Raw genomic sequence first — 16,019 nt, forward strand, 5'->3', positions numbered from 1 at the left:
GATTCATAGGAGCGGCAGCGGCTTCGACGGCTTGCGTGGCCGCCGGGGCCTGCGCGGCCCGGCCGGCCCGGCGTGGTCGGCCATGCCGAAGCGCGCCAGTTCGGCCACGCGCTCGGCGTCCACGGCGGGCGGGGTGTCGTGCATCGGCCCGCGGTAGGTGCCGGCCTTGCCGCCGGTTTCGTCCTCCGGCTGCGCGGCCGCCTGTTCCAGCTCCGCCAGCATTCGCGCGATGCGGTCGGCCAGCTTCTCGGTGCTGAGCTTTTCGCGCAGAAACTCCACGATCAGCGGAAAGGCCAGCGGCGACGGCCGTTGCAGCACGCGCAGGTCGAGCCGCCGCGTCGCCATGCGCCGCAGCGTGTCGGCCAGCCGGTGCGCGTCCAGTTCCTGCATCAGCACCTCGCGTTCGGCCTGGCCCAGCAGCAGGTTACCTGGGTCATGCTTGCGAAAGACCTCGTAGAACAGGCTCGACGATGCCTGCAGCTGCCGCGCGCTGTGATGCGCGCCGGGATAGCCCTGAAAGATCAGGCCGGCCACGCGTGCAATCTCGCGAAAGCGCCGCAGCGACAGTTCCCCGGCGTTGAGGCTGCCCAGCACGTCGGCAGCCAGGTCGCGCTGGCGTTCTTCGGCCAGCACCTGTGGCAGCCACTGCGCCCAGTCCACCGGCGCCGACGCCAGCAGTTCCAGCCCGTAGTCGTTCACCGCCACCGAGAACGTGGCTGGCACCTTCTGGCCCAGCCGCCACGCCAGCAGACTGCCCAGCCCCAGATGCACCGAGCGCCCCGCGAACGGATACAGGAACAGGTGCCAGCCTTCGCGCGAATGCAGGCTTTCGGCCAGCAGCGTCTGTGGCGACGGCAGCGCCGACCAGCGCGCCTGCAGCGCCACGATCGGCGCGATCAGCGGCAGTTCGGGCGTGGCGGCCGGGTCCAGCTCGCCTGCCTGCACGGCGTCGAGCGTGGTCACCACGGCGTCGGCCAGTTCGGTCGACAGCGGCATCTTGCCGCCGTTCCAGCGCGGCACCGAGGGCCGCTTGCCCGTGGCGCGGCGCACGTAGGCCGTCATCTCCTGCACGCGCACCAGTTCCAGCAGGCGGCCGCCGAACAGGAAGCAGTCGCCCGGCGCCAGGCGCGCAATAAACCCCTCCTCCACGGTGCCCAGCGACGCACCGCCGCTACCGGCGCGCGTCCAGAAGCGGACCTGCATCGATGCGTCGCTGACGATGGTCCCCACGCTCATGCGATGCCGCCGCGCCAGCCGGGCATCGGGCACGCGCCAGACGCCCGCGTCGTCGGGCATCGCCCGCCGGTAGTCCGGATACGCGGACAACGTAGGCCCACCCTGCCGCACGAACTCCAGGCACCAGCGCCATTCGTCGTCGGTCAGGTTGCGATAGGCCCACGCCTGGCGCACCTCGGCCAGCAGCGCGTTGGCCCGGAAGCCGCCGCCCAGCGCCACGGTCACCAGATGCTGCGCCAGCACGTCAAGCGGCTTGTCGGGCGATTCGCGTGCCTCGATACGACCGGCCTGGATCGCAAGCCGCGCCGCCACCGATTCCACCACTTCGAGGCTGTGCGTGGGCACCACGGTCACGCGCGATGCGCGCCCCGGCGCATGCCCCGACCGCCCGGCCCGTTGCAGCAGCCGCGCCACGCCCTTGGGCGAGCCAATCTGCAGCACGCGTTCGACAGGCAGGAAGTCCACGCCCAGGTCCAGGCTCGACGTGCAGACCACGGCACGCAGCGCGCCATTCTTGAGGTTCAGTTCCACCCATTCGCGCACCGCACGGTCCAGCGAGCCGTGATGCAGCGCGATCTGCCCGGCCCAGTCCGGCCGCGCATCGAGCATGGCCTGATACCAGATTTCGGCCTGCGAGCGCGTATTCAGGAAGACCAGCGACGTGCTGCTGGACTCCAGTTCGCGCAGTACGTGCGGCAGCATCGACAGGCCCAGATGGCCGGCCCACGGAAACCGCCCGGCGGCATCGGGCAGCAGCGTATCGACGATCAGCGTCTTGGGCGTATGGCCGTGCACCAGTACGCGGCGGCGTTCCGGAACGCCGGCCAGCAGCACGTCGCGCGCATGGTCGAGATTGCCCAGCGTGGCCGACAGGCCCCAGACACACAGATCCGGCTGCCACGCATGCAGCCGTGCCAGCGCCAGTTGCACCTGCACGCCGCGCTTGCTGCCGATCAGTTCGTGCCATTCGTCGACCACCACCAGCCGCACGCGGCCCAGCGCATCGCGGGCATCGGCCCGGGTCAGCAGCAGCGACAGGCTTTCGGGTGTGGTGACCAGCGCGGTCGGCAGCCGCCGGGCCTGGGCCGCGCGTTCGCTGCTGCCGGTGTCGCCGGTGCGCAGTGCCACGGTCCAGTCCAGCCCCAGTTCCGCCAGCGGTGCCTGCAGCGCGCGCGTGGTATCGGCGGCCAGCGCCCGCATCGGCGTCAGCCACAGCACGGTCAGCGGGGGCGGCAGCGCGCCCGCCCGCGCCGGCGGCGCCGCGTAGGCGAGCAACGCGCCGAGCCACGCCGCATAGGTCTTGCCGGTGCCCGTGGTGGCATGCAGCAGCCCGCTCTTGCCCTCGCCGATGGCCTGCCAGACGGCGCGCTGGAAATCGAACGGCTGCCAGTGCCGTGCCGCGAACAGCGCCGGCAGCGATTCCACCACCGGCGGGGCCTGGACGAACGGGGTGTCACCGGCGCTCATGCGGCGTCCTTCGCTCCGTCCGCCGGCAACATCGCTTCGAGCGTATCGAGCGTGTCGGCATCTTCCACCGGCTTGTCGGTGCGCCAGCGCAGCATGCGCGGAAACCGCACCGCAATACCGCTCTTGTGGCGGCCGCTGCGCGCGATGCCCTCGAAGCCCAGTTCGAACACCTGGCTCGGCGTGACGCTGCGCACCGGGCCGAACTGTTCCACGGTGGTGCGCCGCACGATCGCGTCCACGGCGCGCATCTCGGCATCGGTCAGCCCCGAATAGGCCTTGGCGAACGGCACCAGCGCGCGGTCGGGCGTGCCGGGCGGCGCGTTCCAGACCGCGAACGTGAAATCGGTATAGAGGCTGGCGCGGCGCCCATGGCCACGCTGCGCGTAGATCAGCACGGCGTCCACGGTGTAGGGGTCGATCTTCCACTTCCACCAGAGGCCAACGTCGCGCGTGCGCCCCGCGCCGTAGGCCGCATCGGCTCCCTTGAGCATGAAGCCTTCCACGCCCAGCGCGCGCGATGTGTCGCGCAACCGGGCAAAGTGCGGCCAGTCGTCGGCCTCGACCAGCGGGCTCAGTTCCAGCGCCGGGTGGATGTGGTCGGCAACCACCCGGGCCAGTTGCGCACGGCGTTCGGCCTGCGGCCGGGCGCGCCAGTCCTGCCCCTGCCATTCCAGCAGGTCATACGCCATCAGGATGGCCGGCGCGTCGCGCAGCAGCTTCGCGCCCACGGTCTTGCGGCCGATGCGCTGCTGCAGCAACGCGAACGGCTGCACGCGGCCATCGATCCAGACGATGATCTCGCCGTCGAGCACGGTGCCGTCCGGCAGCCGCTGCGCCGCGTCCGACAGCTCCGGAAACCGCTCGGTGATCAGTTCCTCGCCGCGCGACCACAGCCACGTCCGGCCCTCGCGGCGCACCAGCTGGGCGCGAATGCCGTCCCACTTCCATTCCACCTGCCAGCGGGACGGGGCGCCGAGTACAGCGTCGAATTCCTCGACCGGCACCTGCAGCGGATGGGCCAGGAAGAACGGGTACGGCTGGCCGCCGCGCGCCAGATCGCCGCTGCCCGCTTCGCCTTCGGCCCGTTCCGGCCCGATCAGGGCCAGGAACCGCGCTGGCGTGGGCAGCGTGCGGATGTCCGTATAGCCGACCAGGCGCTCGGCCACGCGTTTCGGATCGATACCGGCCACCTCGCCCAGCGCCCGGGTGACCAGCAGCTTCGACACCCCCACGCGGAAGCTGCCCGTGATGAGCTTGAACAGCACCAGCCGGCCGCGCGCATCGAGCGGGCGCCACAGCGCGTCCAGCGCATCGTTCAGCACTTCGGGCGGCTGGCCGCGCGCCAGGTCGCGCAGCGGCAGCACGCGCTGCTCGACCCACTCGGCCAACCCGGCCGTGTCGACATGATCGGCGTCGGGCAGCAGCAGCGCGATGGTCTCGGCCAGGTCGCCCACGGCCTGGTAGCTTTCCTCGAACAGCCATTCGGGCAGCCCGGCCGCCCGCTGCGCCAGCGCGCGCAGCGCGGCCACCGGCACGATCTGGCGCGGCTTGCCGCCCGACAGGAAGTAGACCGCCCACGCGGCGTCGGCCGGCGCCGCGCTGCCGAAGTAGCGCGCCAGCGCCGCGAGCTTGGCCTTGCTCGACGTGGTGCCGTCGAGTTCGCTGTAGAGATCGGCAAACGCCTTCATGGCGTGCCCTCCCCGGCCGGTGCGTCCGCCGTGGCTGGGTCGGGCGCCGGCTCCGCGGCGGCGCCGGTGGCATCGTCGTCGTCGCCAAACTCGGTGCGGAAGCCCTGCGCGTCAAGGCCCTGCTCGCACAGGTAGCGCACCATGACCGGCACGTTGCCATGGGTGACGATCACGCGCGCCGCGCCCGTGGCGGCAATGGCCGACAGCAGTCCTGGCCAGTCCGCGTGGTCGGACAGTGCAAAGCCGCGGTCCACGCCGCGCCGCCGGCGCGTGCCGCGCAACTGCATCCAGCCGCTGGCAAACGCGTCGGACGCCTCGCCAAAGCGCCGCAGCCAGGTGGATCGCTGCGCCGATGGCGGCGCCAGCACCAGCGCCCGGCGCAGGGCCGGGCTGCGCGCGGGCAGGTCCGCGGTGGTCATGGTCGGGGGTAAGGCCACGCCGGCTTCTGCGTAAGCGTGATTCAGCGCGGTCATCGCGCCATGGGTAACGATCGGCCCGGGCATGGCCAGCGCCGCGCCGGCATGGCGCATCAGCCCGTTCAGGATGCGCTGGGCCTTCCCGAATGCGTAGCAGTACAGCACGCTGGCCCGGCCCGCCGCCGCGTTGTCCTGCCACCAGCCGAAGATCTCGGCCATCAGCGCGGCTTCGCGCGGCCAGCGGTAGATCGGCAGGCCGAACGTGCTTTCGGTGATGAACGTGTCACAGCGCACCGGTTCGAACGGCGCGCAGGTGCCCTCGGGCTCGACCTTGTAGTCGCCCGAGGCTACCCAGACCTGGCCGCCGTGTTCCAGCCGCACCTGGGCGGAGCCCAGCACGTGGCCGGCCGGATGCAGGCTCAGGGTCACGCCATGGTGGGTGATGCGCTGACCGTACGGCAGCGTGTCCAGCGATATCCCCGGCAGGCGTGCCAGCAGCACGCCCCGGCCCGGTTCGGCGCAGAGGTAATGGCCGTTGCCGGGGCGGGCATGGTCCGCATGGGCGTGCGTGATGACGGCCCGCGCCACCGGCCGCCAGGGGTCGATATGGAAGTCGCCGGCGGGACAGTACAGCCCTTGCGGCGTTGCCACGATCAGGTCCGATGTCGCGTCCATCCTGATATCCACCCTGATTCAGCCGGGGGCGCGCTCCTGGCCGGAGTTGCCGCCATGCTGGGCGCGGTCGGCCTTGGCCTGGCCGCGAATATTGAGCACGGCCAGCGCGAACTGCAGCGCCACCAGCGCCCAGGCGCCCGTATGCCATCCCCAGCCCACCCACATCGCGTTGCTGACCAGGAAGCCCCAGAATCCCGCCTTGCGGCGGCGCGCCGATTCGCTGCCCACCAGCCAGGTGGCCAGCACGGTCACAGCCATGGCGGGCCATTGCAGCGCATCAAGCCAGTCCACAGTCACCCCTCCTTTGTCCGATGCTACAGACTAGACAGGGGCGCGGGGCGCCGTCAGCCGGGGCGGTCCCGTTCCAGTGTCGGCGCATTCTCACAACGGCACCGGTGTTACCGATAAGGCGTTTGCTCCCGGCTGCCGTGGGCAACGCCGATTTTGGTTGTCCCGTCAATCAGCCGGACGCCGATAGTGTGAGCTATCAATCTCTCCTAGAATGGGTTGGGATCCCTATCCGCCGACGCAGTCCTGCGCCGGCCACCCCCAACCCATCATAGCGACGCCCATGCGCACCGAAAACCAGCGACTTGCCGACCTCCTGCGCGCCGAGCACGAAGACATCCTGCGCGGCTGGACGGCGGAATACCACGACTATGCCGATGGCCGCGGCCTGACGCAGAACGTGGCGGCCGAACAGACGGCCATCCTGCAGGGCCTGGAAGCGGGCCTGCGCGCCGACGGCGACGCCAGCAACTTCAGCAACGGCCCGTGGGGCACGTTGCGCGACACCCTGGCACACCTGTCGCGCAACCGGGCCGCGCAGGGGGAGACGGCCGACGTGACCAGCGGCTTCGTACTGGCGCTGAAACGCCCGGTCTTCGATGCGCTGCAGCGCCAGAGCGCGGGTGTGGACGGCCAGATCGCCGTGATCTGGATCACCTCGGCCATTGTGGACCGCATGGCGCAGTGGACCGTTTCCGCGTACCAGAAGACGCGCGAGGAAATCATCGTGCGCCAGCAGCACGAACTGATGGAGCTGTCCACGCCGGTCATCAAGCTTTGGGACGGCGTGCTGGCCGTGCCGGTGATCGGCACGCTGGACAGCAGCCGCGCGCAGATGGTCATGGAATCGCTGCTCGAACGGCTGGTGGAAACCGGCTCCGAACTGGCCATCATCGACATCACCGGCGTGCCCACCGTGGATACGCTGGTGGCGCAGCACCTGATGAAGACCGTGACGGCCATCCGCCTGATGGGCGCCGAAAGCATCATCAGCGGCATCCGGCCGCAGATCGCGCAGACCATCGTGCATCTGGGCATCGACCTGCAGGGCATCATCACCAAGTCGACACTGGCCGACGCGCTGGCCACGGCCATGCGCATGACGGGGCACACGGTGGCCCGCAGCCCCAACTGAACCGCGCGAGCCAGCCATGGAACGAATTCCAATCCTGCGGATGGGCAAGCACCTGCTGGTCACCATCCAGATCGACATGCAGGACCAGACCGCCCTGCTACTGCAGGAAGACCTGGCCGCGATGGTCGAGAAGACCGGCGCGCACGGGGTGCTGATCGATGTTTCGGCGCTGGAAATGGTCGATTCCTTCATCGGCCGCATGCTGGTCAGCATCTCCGACATCAGCCGCATCCTGGGCGCCATGACCGTGGTGGTGGGCATCCGCCCGGCCGTGGCCATCACGCTGGTGGAACTGGGGCTGTCGCTGAGCGGCGTGAAGACCGCGCTCAACGTGGAACGCGGCATGGCGATGCTCGACGCCGCCCGGGTGGCCTGACGTGGCGACCGAACTTGCCCCGGCGGGCAGCGCCCCCATCCACGACGAGCGCGACATCGTGCAGGCGCGCGCCGTGGTGCGCACACTGACGTCCCAACTGAAGTTTTCGCTGGTGGAGCAGACTAAGATGATTACGGCGGCCAGTGAACTGGCACGCAATACGATGGTGTACGGCGGCGGCGGCGAGATGCGCTGGGAAACCCTGGCCGAAGGCAGCCGGCGCGGACTGCGCCTGCATTTCGAGGACCACGGCCCCGGCATTCCCGATGTCGAGCAGGCGCTGGTCGACGGCTGGACCACCGGCAGCGGCCTGGGCATGGGCCTGTCGGGCACGCGCCGGCTGGTGAACGAGTTCGAGATCCGCACGCAAGTTGGCGAGGGAACCTGTGTCAGCATCACTCGGTGGAAGTAAGGGCCACGGCCCGCATCACGCGGTGCCGATGAGCGACCCCAGCCGCGTGGGCGAGGCCCGGCGCCATGCCGCCGAGATGTCTGCGCGGCTGGGGTTCGACGCCATCCATTCCGGCCGCCTGGCGGTGGCCGTCAACGAACTGGGCAACAACCTGGTGCGCCACGCACAGGGTGGCCGGCTGTTGCTGGCCGCGTGCGAGGTGGACGGCAGCCTGGCCATCGAACTGATGTCGATCGACGACGGGCCCGGCATGGCCAACCTGCCGGCCTGCATGCAGGACGGCTACTCCACGGCCGGCAGCGCTGGCCAGGGCCTGGGCGCCGTCAGCCGGCTGGCCGACGATTTCGATGTGCACACCCAGCCCGGCGTGGGCAGCCTGATCCTGGCGCGCTTCTATCGCGACCGCGACGCCGCCGGCAAGCCGCACCGGCTGAAAGGTGGCTTCGCCGTGGGCGCGATCTGCGTGGCCGCGCCCGGCGAGCAGGTCAGCGGCGATGGCTGGGGCGTGGCCGTGCACGATCATCGCGCCGACGTGGTGGTGGTGGACGGGCTGGGCCACGGCCCCGATGCCGCCGACGCCGCCAGGGCGGCGCTGACGGTGTTCGATCCGCAGCGCGGCGCCAGCCCCGCGCAATACGTCGAGCGCGCCCATGTCGCGCTGCGCGGCACGCGTGGCGCCGCCATCGGAGCCTACCGCATCGACGGCGGCAGCCAGCGCATCCGCTTTGCCGGAGCGGGCAACATCGTGGGACGCGTGATTTCCGGCATCGGCGACCGCACGCTGGTCAGCCAGAACGGCACGGCCGGCATCCAGATTCGCTCGGTGCAGGAACAGGAACTGGACTGGCCCGCCCATGCGCTGGTGATCCTGCATTCGGACGGCATCCAGTCGCGCTGGCAGTTCGACGACGCCACCGTGCTGCAGCGCGACCCGGCCATCGTGGCCGCCTTCGTACTCTGGAAATTCACCCGTGGGCGGGACGACGCCACCGTGGTGGTGATCCGCCGCGCGGAGATCTGACATGACCGCCCAGAACGCGATCCCGGACAACGCCATGCCCGACCCATCCATGCCGTCCGCACCATCCGCCAGCTCCGCGGCGCCCGACGAGGTGGCCGCGCTGCGCGCCGCGCTGGACGCCCGCGCGCAGGAGGTGGAAGCCCTGCGCGCCGAAATCGAGGAAACCAATCGCGGCGTGGTGGCGCTCTATTCCGAGCTGGACATCCAGGCCGAAAAGCTGCGTCACGCCACCGAGCTCAAGAGCCGCTTCCTGGCCTACATGAGCCACGAGTTCCGGACGCCGATCGTGGCCATCCAGAGCATCACGCGGCTGCTGATGGACCGCGTGGACGGCCCGCTCACGCCCGAGCAGGAAAAGCAGGTCGGCTTCGTGCGCGACACGGCCGCCGAGTTTGCCGAGATGGTCAATGACCTGCTGGACCTGGCCCGGCTGGAGGCCGGCCGTGTCGAGGTGTCGCCCGCCTGGTTCGACATGGTGGCGCTGTTCGACGCCCTGCGCGGCATGTTCAAGCCCGTGCTGACCAATCCCGACGTGTCGCTGATCTTCGAGGAGCCGCACGGCGTTTCGAAGCTGTTCAGCGACAACCGCAAGCTATCGCAGATCCTGCGCAACTACATCTCCAACGCGCTGAAGTTCACGCCCAGCGGCGAGGTGCGCGTGTCGGCCATCTGCGACACGCCGGACACGATCACGTTTTCGGTGCGCGATACCGGCATCGGCATCCCGCCCGAATCGCACGGCGAGGTGTTCCAGGATTTCGTGCAGATCGATTCGCCGCTGCAGCGGCGCTATCGGGGCTCGGGCCTGGGCCTCGCGCTCTCCAAGCGCCTGGCCGAGCTGCTGGGCGGCTACGTGGGCTTCGAAAGCGAGGTCGGCGTCGGTTCGCGGTTCTACGTGACGCTGCCCACGACCTACCCCAGCCCGGACGCCACGCCTGATGCCCTGCGCCCGGCCGGCCCGGCAACCGACGCCGGAGACGACCATGCCGGATGAACACCGCAACGCACTCCTGCCCGGCGCTTCGGAATCGCTGGTGCTGGTGGTCGACGACAACCCCGTGACGCGCTACGCCACGGTGCGCGTGCTGACCGCGGCAGGCTACCGGACGATCGAGGCCGAAAGCGGGCAGGAAGCCCTGCAGCTGGCCGACACCAGCGTGTCGGCCGTGGTGCTGGACGTCAACCTGCCCGATATCGACGGCTTCCAGGTCTGCCGCATACTGCGCGAGCGGCCACAAACCGCCACCGTGCCCGTGGTGCACCTGTCGGCAACCTACGTGGCCGACTACGACAAGGTACGCGGCCTCGATGCCGGTGCCAGCGCCTACCTGATCCACCCTGCCGAGCCTGGCGTGCTGGTGGCCACCATTGCGTCGCTGCTGCGCGCCAGCGCGGCCGAGCGGTCGATGCGCGAGAGCGAGGCACGTTTCCGCGCGATCTATCATCAGGCCATCGGCGGTATCTGCACGCTGGACCTGGCCGGGCGCTTTGTCGACGTGAACCCGGCCATGCTCACGCTGCTCAGGCGCACCGAGGCCGAACTGGTGGGCCAGCCCGTGGCCGCCTTCGCCCCGGCGGAGTACCGCGAGCAGGTTGTAGAGGCCACAGGCCACGCGCGGCTGGACGGCTGGCAGGGCACGTTCCCGCTGGACGACGCGCTTGGCGAGACCATGCACCTGGAGTGGAGCATATCGGCGGTACTGGAAACCGGGGTCAAGGTGGCCGTGGTGTCGAATATCACCGACCACATCAACCTGGAACGACAGCGCGAACAGCTGATCGAGCGCGAGCAGGCCGCGCGGGCCGCCGTGGAGCGGCTGAACCGCATGAAGGACGACTTCATCGCCATCCTGTCGCACGAGCTGCGCAACCCGCTCAACGTGATTTCGGTGTGGACCCACGTGCTGGCGCGCCATATCGATACCGAGGAAGGCCGGCGCGGGCTCGCCGCCGTGGAGCGCAACGTAGCCATCCAGCGCCGGCTGGTGGCCGACCTGGTCGACGTGTCGATGCTCAACGTGGGCAAGATGAAGCTCGAACGCGAGCGCGCCAACGTGGCCGAGGTAGTGCGCGGCGCGCTGGACACCATGCAGGCGCAGGCTGCCGAACGGCAGATCAAGCTGGAATTGCATCTGGCCCCGGCCACGGCGGAGTGGGCCTGGCTGGACGCCGCCCGCTTCCAGCAGATCCTGTGGAATCTGGTGTCCAACGCAATCAAGTTCTCGCCCGCCGACGGCACGGTGCGGATCGACGTGTCGTCCGACACCGACTACCTGCACGTGCGCGTGATCGACACCGGACGCGGCATCCCGGCCGAGTTCTTGCCGCTGCTGTTCGACCGTTTTACCCAGAGCGAGGACACCAACCGCCGCCAGCACGGCGGGCTGGGCCTGGGGCTGGCCATCGTCAAGCACCTGTCTGAAATGCACGGCGGCACGGTGCAGGCGTTCAGCGCCGGGGCCGGCCTGGGCGCGACCTTCGAGGTGGTCATACCGCTCGCCGATGCACGCGCGCCCGAGCCGCCCGCAGCCAGCGAAGCGGTGCCGGCGCTGCAGCAATCGGTGCCGCTGACGGCGCTGGACGTGCTCGTGGTGGAGGATGATGCCGACGCGGCGGCGGCACTGTCCGCGATCCTGACGGACTACGGCGCGCGGGTGCGTACGGCGCGCGATTGCGAAGAGGCGCTGGACGAAGTGGCACGCATCACGCCGGATCTGGTCATCAGCGATATCGGCCTGCCCGGCCGCGATGGCAATGACCTGATCCGCGAGATCCGCGTACGCGAGGCCGTGGAGGCGCTGCAGCGCGTGCCCGCCGTCGCCCTGACCGCCTTCACGCGCCAGCAGGACCGGCGCGCGGCCATCGAATCGGGCTTCGACGCAGTGTGCGGCAAGCCGCTGCGGCTTCAGGAACTGGTGGATGCCATCGAGACAGCGATGGCCCCGTCGCAATAGCGATCGGCGCCGTGGGCAAGGGGCCTGCCGCCTTCGAAGATCAGACCAGTGCCAGCCCCGGCCTAGGCCTGACGCTGTGCTGGTCGAGCTGGCGCGCCAATGCTTCGGTGGCGCCCTCCAGGTTCGCCAGCACCACCTGGTCTTCGTGTGGGTCCAGCCCGCATTCCATGAGCTTTGCGACAACCGCCTGCTGCTTGGCGACCCGGGTCTGCAGATACTTGACGTACTGCTCCAGCATCACCGCGTCGCGTAAGGCATTGCGTACCATCGCGATCTCCTGATCTGTGATATGGCTCACATCACGGTGTGAGCTATCCCCTCTGACGCGCCAAAGATTACCGGACCTGAGCGGCCTTTGTATGTCCAGAAAGACACCTATACGGACACAATCGGTCACACGTTCATTCCGCTAGATTTGCTACGCGCCCGGACATATCCCGGTTGCGGGCGCTTGATGGCCGCGCCTTCCCTGGGCGCGGCATTTTTTTCGGTGCGGTTACCTGGCAGCCCCGCTCGCCAGATCCTCCTCGATGAATCGCAGCAACGCTTCGGTGAGGGCTTCCCGCGGATAGGCGTTCCGGGTCACGAACATGGCGCCGATGGTCGGCCGCGAGCGCGCGACCGGCACGGCCAGCGCCCAATGGTCGGCGTTGACGTAGCCCACCAGTGCGCTGCCCGGCACGATCTGGTCGTAGAAGATCATCTGGCTGTCGTTGCGGGCGTCGATGCGCGCCAGCTTTTCGTAGCTCGATTGAAGGATCGACGAAATGCGGTCCGGGGCCGGGAATGTCACCAGCGAGTAATAGCGCGGCCACCCAGGCAGCGCATGATCGGCCAGCCATGCCTTGCGGACGGCCGGCCGCAGGCTTTCCACGCCCCGGCCGTCGCCGGCCTCGCATTTGGAGCCAGGGAAGTGCTGCAGCAGGTTGGCCTGGTACTGCTCGGCATCGTTGGCCAGCGGCGAGCCGCCCACGGCACCGGCCGCGCTGACGACTGCCACCACACGGCTGCTGATTTCCGGATAGCCGGCGACGGCCTCGAGGATGTCGGGCGCGCCCTTGGAGTAGCCGATCAGCACGACATAGGGCCCATCGGGGCCCGCCGGCAGCCCCAGCACGGCATCGCGCACCTGGCGCGCATTGTGGGCCGAGCCCGACAGGGCATCCACCCTAAGCAGCACGGCATCGTAGCCAAACTTCCGCACATGGGTGGCCACCGTGCCGGGTGGATCGAGCCAGGGCTCAAAGCACTCGTATCCGATGCCGGGCACGATCATCGCCAACAGATGCCGTCGCGACGGGCCAAGATCGACCGGCTTGCCGGTGCCGGCCGGCTCGGTCCCGACGCGCGTCAACGCGTCTGCGCACGGCCGGTGGTCGGGCAGATCCTGCTGACGCGCATTCAGGACCGCGCAATAGATCTCGCGGAAACGCCCGCGGGCGTCGCGCACCCCCGCGTTGGCGGCCGGCACCAGCACCAGCGGCGGCGTGTCGGCGGAATACGGAACCAGCGGCTTCGATGCGCAGCCGGCCAGCATCAGGCAGGCACAGGCCAGTGCCCCTGCGCGACCGGCAACGCGCGGCCGGCGGGGCCGCCCACCCCACAGCGGCCTAGCGCGCCCGCGCGGTATCCTCGGCTGCATGCTGATCCTTTTCGATCGCTTCGGTCTTCGGGGGCGCGCCCAGGGGCACCCAGTCCAGGATTTGCAGATCCGCAATGCTGAGCGGCCGGGTCACGAAGAACATGACCGCGCGCAGGCCGTCGGTAAAGTAACGGGCCCCGTTCAGGCTGCTGCGCTCCTGCTGCCGGCTGACCGGGCCGACGCCGGTCACAAAGCCGAGCTTCTCCAGGCCTTCGGAGTAGATGCAGTCCTGAACCACCATGTTCCGGGCCTCGTCCACGTCCTCGTGCAGCACGGCCTGCGCCGCGGCCGCGCCCAGACGACCGCCGGCTGGCCGGCCAATCTGCACGACGTAGACGGATTGCCCCCGATAGCGAAATGGCACCAGCCAGGCACGGATCCAGTTCGGCGACACCGCCCCGGCATGTCCCTGCTTGCGCAGGACGGCGTCCGGGACGCGGCCGAACACATACTGTGTGTCATCGGGCGGCTGGTGATTGCGGCGGTAGTTCCGGCGCACCATGGCCGCCCCGAAATCCTCCAGCCCGCCGATGGCCACGCCGTTGAGCGGATCGCCGCTGTGCTGGCCGCTGGCGTCGGTCGCGCAGCATGGCAGGCGTTCCAGCGCGGCACGCAGCGACGCCAGGTCCTGATAGTCCGTCACCTGGGGATCGGGGTATGCGAACAGCGACCGCGAGAAATTCGGGTCGTCGGCGTCGTCCGGCACCCTGAGGAACAACGTGAAGACCACCAGGCGCTGGTTGCCAAGCAGGTCCACGTTGAGCAGCTTGGTGCCGCGTGCGGCGTTGGTGAACACGATGCCCGAGCGGGTTTCACCGGGCGGCACGGGATTCTGGAATCCCGCCTGGTTGAACCAGTCGTCGATCTCGGCATTCCTGCTGCCGCCGAACCATCCGTGCAGCGACCACGCGACTTCGAGCGGCGAGAAGTAGTCGGGATCGGTCCCGGTGCGCAGCAGCGCCAGCGACTGCGAGGTGTCGTTGCGGACCTCGATCCAGACCGGCTGCACGCCCAGCGCACCGATATTCGCGCCCAGCAGGCGGTGGCTTTCCATCTTGCCCAATACGGCGGCGCGCAGCGTGATGCTTTCCTTCGTGACGCTGACCGCCCGGGCACGCAGCGGCTCGTCGCGGTCCGGGGCGGGCCGTTGCCAGGTGGTGCATCCCGCCAGCAGTATCGCCATGCAGGCCACCAGCGCCAGGGCAGCCGCCCGACGCCGGATACGCGGTGCGGCGGTCATCGCCCCACCCCGACACCGGTGGCACGGCGGCCGTCCGGCCCGCTCTCGTCATGCCAGCTGAAGCGGCGGATCGCCGACAGGGACACGGGGCGCTGGTAGAACACCATGACCAGACGGTCGCCATCGGTGTAATACGGGTCGGTGGTCAGGTTCTGACGCGGCGCCTGCTGCGGCGCGGGTCCGACGCCACCCACATAGCCGACCACGGCCAGGCTCTGGGAGTACGCCATGTCCTCGGCCAGCGCCGTGCGCGCCTCGTCGACATCGGGGTCGATCTTGTGGGTAGTCAGCGTGGGCGAATGGATCGTCATGCGGCTGCCGATGTCGCGACTGATCTGGCCCACCCATACCGGCTTGCCCTGATACCGCAGGGGGCTGAGCCAGAGCCGGAGGTGGTTGCGCTGGTGAACCGAATCGCGGGCCTTCTGCAGCGCCAGGTCCTGCGCACGGCCGAACAGGTAGAGATCGCTGACCGGCGCGTTCAGGTAGCGATCGCCAGACAGCGCCGATGTCACCACGCGCATGATGGCACCCGACCATTTCGTCTCGGTGGGACGCCAGCCGCGCCGTACCAGCGCCGGGAAGGCGTCATCGAGGCCGCCCACGATGACCAGGTTCAATGGATCGCCGTTGCGAGAGCCGTCGCCGTTGGTGGCGCAGCATGGCAGCGCCTCCAGGGCGGCCCGGAATGCGGCATCGTCGTCGAGATAGCGGATGGCCTCGGGCGGATAGATCTCGCGCGTGAACACCTCGCTGGCGTGATAGTCACCACGGAAGCCAGGCACCACGGTGAACACCGAGAACGTGCGCGTGCGGCCATCGGCAGCCAGGTCGATCTGCACCAGCTTGACGCCTTCCTCCAGGCTGGTCAGCACCATGCCCGAGACGGTCTGACCGGGCGGCACCGGATTGCGGAAAGCCAGCGCCGCAAAGCGGTCGCGCAACTGGCGTTGCACATCGGCAGGCTCGTTTTCGGCGAACGCGTCGGCGGCCTCGGAGGCCGGGACAAAGTTGGGATCGAGCCCGGGGAACAGCAGGTAGTACGGCCGGTCGTCGTCGTTGCGAACCTGAACCCAGACCGGCTGCGTGGCCTTGTCGGCCAACGGCACGCCATAGACCTCCGCGCTCTCGCGCGCGGACAGTACCGAGACGGCCACGCTGACGCCGCCATCGGCACGCGTGACGGCCCTCGAGCGGAAGTCGCCCACTGCTTGCCGGCGCTCCGGCGCGGCACAAGCCGTCAACGCCAGCAACGCCATCAACGCACAAACCATAGCGGCAGATTTCATGGCTGCCCCGGCGAACGCGGAACCGACTGTCACGGGTTCGAAGCAGGCCGAAAGCTGGCCGCATCAGGGCCAGATTGCCGCACTGCCTTCCATCGTCTAGTCTGGGATACGATCCGGCGTTTCACAAGAAAGAGGTGCCCGGCGGGCGCCCGACAGTACGGTGAACCGGCGATCGAACGA

The 16,019-nt window shown here is 69.3% G+C and carries 14 protein-coding genes; 6 read left to right on the forward strand and 8 right to left on the reverse strand.

Going from position 1 to position 16,019, the window contains the following annotated elements; genetic code table 11:
• Positions 1–3 precede the first annotated feature (3 nt).
• The 4 genes from BLQ58_RS06140 to BLQ58_RS06155 are packed head-to-tail and all read right to left on the reverse strand — an operon-like array spanning position 4 to position 5,773.
• Positions 4–2,703: a ligase-associated DNA damage response DEXH box helicase gene (locus BLQ58_RS06140; RefSeq protein WP_092595600.1), complete on the reverse strand. Its 2,700-nt coding sequence runs from the start codon at positions 2,701–2,703 to the stop codon at positions 4–6.
• On the reverse strand, positions 2,700–4,391 hold the full coding sequence (locus tag BLQ58_RS06145; protein ID WP_092595602.1) for an ATP-dependent DNA ligase: 1,692 nt from the start codon (positions 4,389–4,391) through the stop codon (positions 2,700–2,702). Before BLQ58_RS06145 ends, BLQ58_RS06140 begins: the two co-directional genes overlap by 4 nt.
• Positions 4,388–5,482, reverse strand: coding sequence for a ligase-associated DNA damage response exonuclease (locus tag BLQ58_RS06150; protein ID WP_092595604.1), 1,095 nt, complete (start codon positions 5,480–5,482; stop codon positions 4,388–4,390). Before BLQ58_RS06150 ends, BLQ58_RS06145 begins: the two co-directional genes overlap by 4 nt.
• A gap of 18 nt (positions 5,483–5,500) precedes the next feature.
• Positions 5,501–5,773 carry a hypothetical protein gene (locus tag BLQ58_RS06155; RefSeq protein ID WP_092595606.1) on the reverse strand — a complete coding sequence of 91 codons (273 nt, stop codon included), beginning with the start codon at positions 5,771–5,773 and terminating at the stop codon, positions 5,501–5,503.
• A 280-nt stretch (positions 5,774–6,053) separates the two neighbouring features.
• Here BLQ58_RS06155 and BLQ58_RS06160 point away from each other — a divergent pair, with 280 nt between their 5' ends.
• The 6 genes from BLQ58_RS06160 to BLQ58_RS06185 are packed head-to-tail and all read left to right on the forward strand — an operon-like array spanning position 6,054 to position 11,668.
• Positions 6,054–6,905: an STAS domain-containing protein gene (locus tag BLQ58_RS06160; protein ID WP_092595607.1), complete on the forward strand. Its 852-nt coding sequence runs from the start codon at positions 6,054–6,056 to the stop codon at positions 6,903–6,905.
• Between the two features lie 16 nt (positions 6,906–6,921).
• Entirely contained in the window at positions 6,922–7,281 is a 360-nt protein-coding gene (locus BLQ58_RS06165) for an STAS domain-containing protein (RefSeq protein ID WP_092595609.1), read from the forward strand.
• 1 nt (position 7,282) lies between these two features.
• Positions 7,283–7,693, forward strand: coding sequence for an anti-sigma regulatory factor (locus tag BLQ58_RS06170; protein WP_092595611.1), 411 nt, complete (start codon positions 7,283–7,285; stop codon positions 7,691–7,693).
• A gap of 28 nt (positions 7,694–7,721) precedes the next feature.
• Positions 7,722–8,714, forward strand: a complete 993-nt coding sequence (locus BLQ58_RS06175) for an ATP-binding SpoIIE family protein phosphatase (protein WP_092595613.1) — start codon at positions 7,722–7,724, stop codon at positions 8,712–8,714.
• A gap of 49 nt (positions 8,715–8,763) precedes the next feature.
• Positions 8,764–9,708 (forward strand): sensor histidine kinase, encoded by a 945-nt coding sequence (locus BLQ58_RS06180; RefSeq protein ID WP_092596425.1) that lies wholly within the window; start codon positions 8,764–8,766, stop codon positions 9,706–9,708.
• Entirely contained in the window at positions 9,698–11,668 is a 1,971-nt protein-coding gene (locus BLQ58_RS06185) for a hybrid sensor histidine kinase/response regulator (protein ID WP_092595615.1), read from the forward strand. Before BLQ58_RS06180 ends, BLQ58_RS06185 begins: the two co-directional genes overlap by 11 nt.
• Positions 11,669–11,708: 40 nt before the next feature.
• On the opposite strand, the gene BLQ58_RS06190 is transcribed toward BLQ58_RS06185, so the two are convergent.
• From BLQ58_RS06190 to BLQ58_RS06205, 4 genes are all read right to left on the reverse strand, one after another.
• The gene (locus BLQ58_RS06190) at positions 11,709–11,936 is read right to left on the reverse strand and encodes a hypothetical protein (protein WP_092595617.1); all 228 of its coding nucleotides are present in this window, start codon (positions 11,934–11,936) and stop codon (positions 11,709–11,711) included.
• Between the two features lie 228 nt (positions 11,937–12,164).
• Positions 12,165–13,205: a lipase family protein gene (locus BLQ58_RS06195; RefSeq protein WP_092595619.1), complete on the reverse strand. Its 1,041-nt coding sequence runs from the start codon at positions 13,203–13,205 to the stop codon at positions 12,165–12,167.
• Positions 13,206–13,278: 73 nt separating this feature from the next.
• Positions 13,279–14,550: an LssY C-terminal domain-containing protein gene (locus BLQ58_RS06200; RefSeq protein WP_092595621.1), complete on the reverse strand. Its 1,272-nt coding sequence runs from the start codon at positions 14,548–14,550 to the stop codon at positions 13,279–13,281.
• Positions 14,547–15,809, reverse strand: a complete 1,263-nt coding sequence (locus tag BLQ58_RS06205; RefSeq protein ID WP_254775844.1) for an LssY C-terminal domain-containing protein — start codon at positions 15,807–15,809, stop codon at positions 14,547–14,549. The genes BLQ58_RS06200 and BLQ58_RS06205 overlap by 4 nt, the downstream gene beginning before the upstream one ends.
• Between the last annotated feature and the right edge of the window lie 210 nt (positions 15,810–16,019).

It is taken from the genome of Ralstonia sp. 25mfcol4.1 (assembly GCF_900104095.1).
Taxonomy (GTDB): domain Bacteria; phylum Pseudomonadota; class Gammaproteobacteria; order Burkholderiales; family Burkholderiaceae; genus Cupriavidus.

Excerpts from the sequence above, each read along its gene's own strand:
- BLQ58_RS06140 (WP_092595600.1), bottom strand. The coding sequence starts at position 2,703 with ATGAGCGCCGGTGACACCCCGTTCGTCCAGGCCCCGCCGGTGGTGGAA.
- BLQ58_RS06145 (WP_092595602.1), bottom strand. The coding sequence starts at position 4,391 with ATGAAGGCGTTTGCCGATCTCTACAGCGAACTCGACGGCACCACGTCG.
- BLQ58_RS06150 (WP_092595604.1), bottom strand. The coding sequence starts at position 5,482 with ATGGACGCGACATCGGACCTGATCGTGGCAACGCCGCAAGGGCTGTAC.
- BLQ58_RS06160 (WP_092595607.1), top strand. The coding sequence starts at position 6,054 with ATGCGCACCGAAAACCAGCGACTTGCCGACCTCCTGCGCGCCGAGCAC.
- BLQ58_RS06165 (WP_092595609.1), top strand. The coding sequence starts at position 6,922 with ATGGAACGAATTCCAATCCTGCGGATGGGCAAGCACCTGCTGGTCACC.
- BLQ58_RS06175 (WP_092595613.1), top strand. The coding sequence starts at position 7,722 with ATGAGCGACCCCAGCCGCGTGGGCGAGGCCCGGCGCCATGCCGCCGAG.
- BLQ58_RS06180 (WP_092596425.1), top strand. The coding sequence starts at position 8,764 with ATGCCGTCCGCACCATCCGCCAGCTCCGCGGCGCCCGACGAGGTGGCC.
- BLQ58_RS06185 (WP_092595615.1), top strand. The coding sequence starts at position 9,698 with ATGCCGGATGAACACCGCAACGCACTCCTGCCCGGCGCTTCGGAATCG.
- BLQ58_RS06190 (WP_092595617.1), bottom strand. The coding sequence starts at position 11,936 with ATGGTACGCAATGCCTTACGCGACGCGGTGATGCTGGAGCAGTACGTC.
- BLQ58_RS06195 (WP_092595619.1), bottom strand. The coding sequence starts at position 13,205 with ATGCTGGCCGGCTGCGCATCGAAGCCGCTGGTTCCGTATTCCGCCGAC.
- BLQ58_RS06200 (WP_092595621.1), bottom strand. The coding sequence starts at position 14,550 with ATGACCGCCGCACCGCGTATCCGGCGTCGGGCGGCTGCCCTGGCGCTG.
- BLQ58_RS06205 (WP_254775844.1), bottom strand. The coding sequence starts at position 15,809 with ATGGCGTTGCTGGCGTTGACGGCTTGTGCCGCGCCGGAGCGCCGGCAA.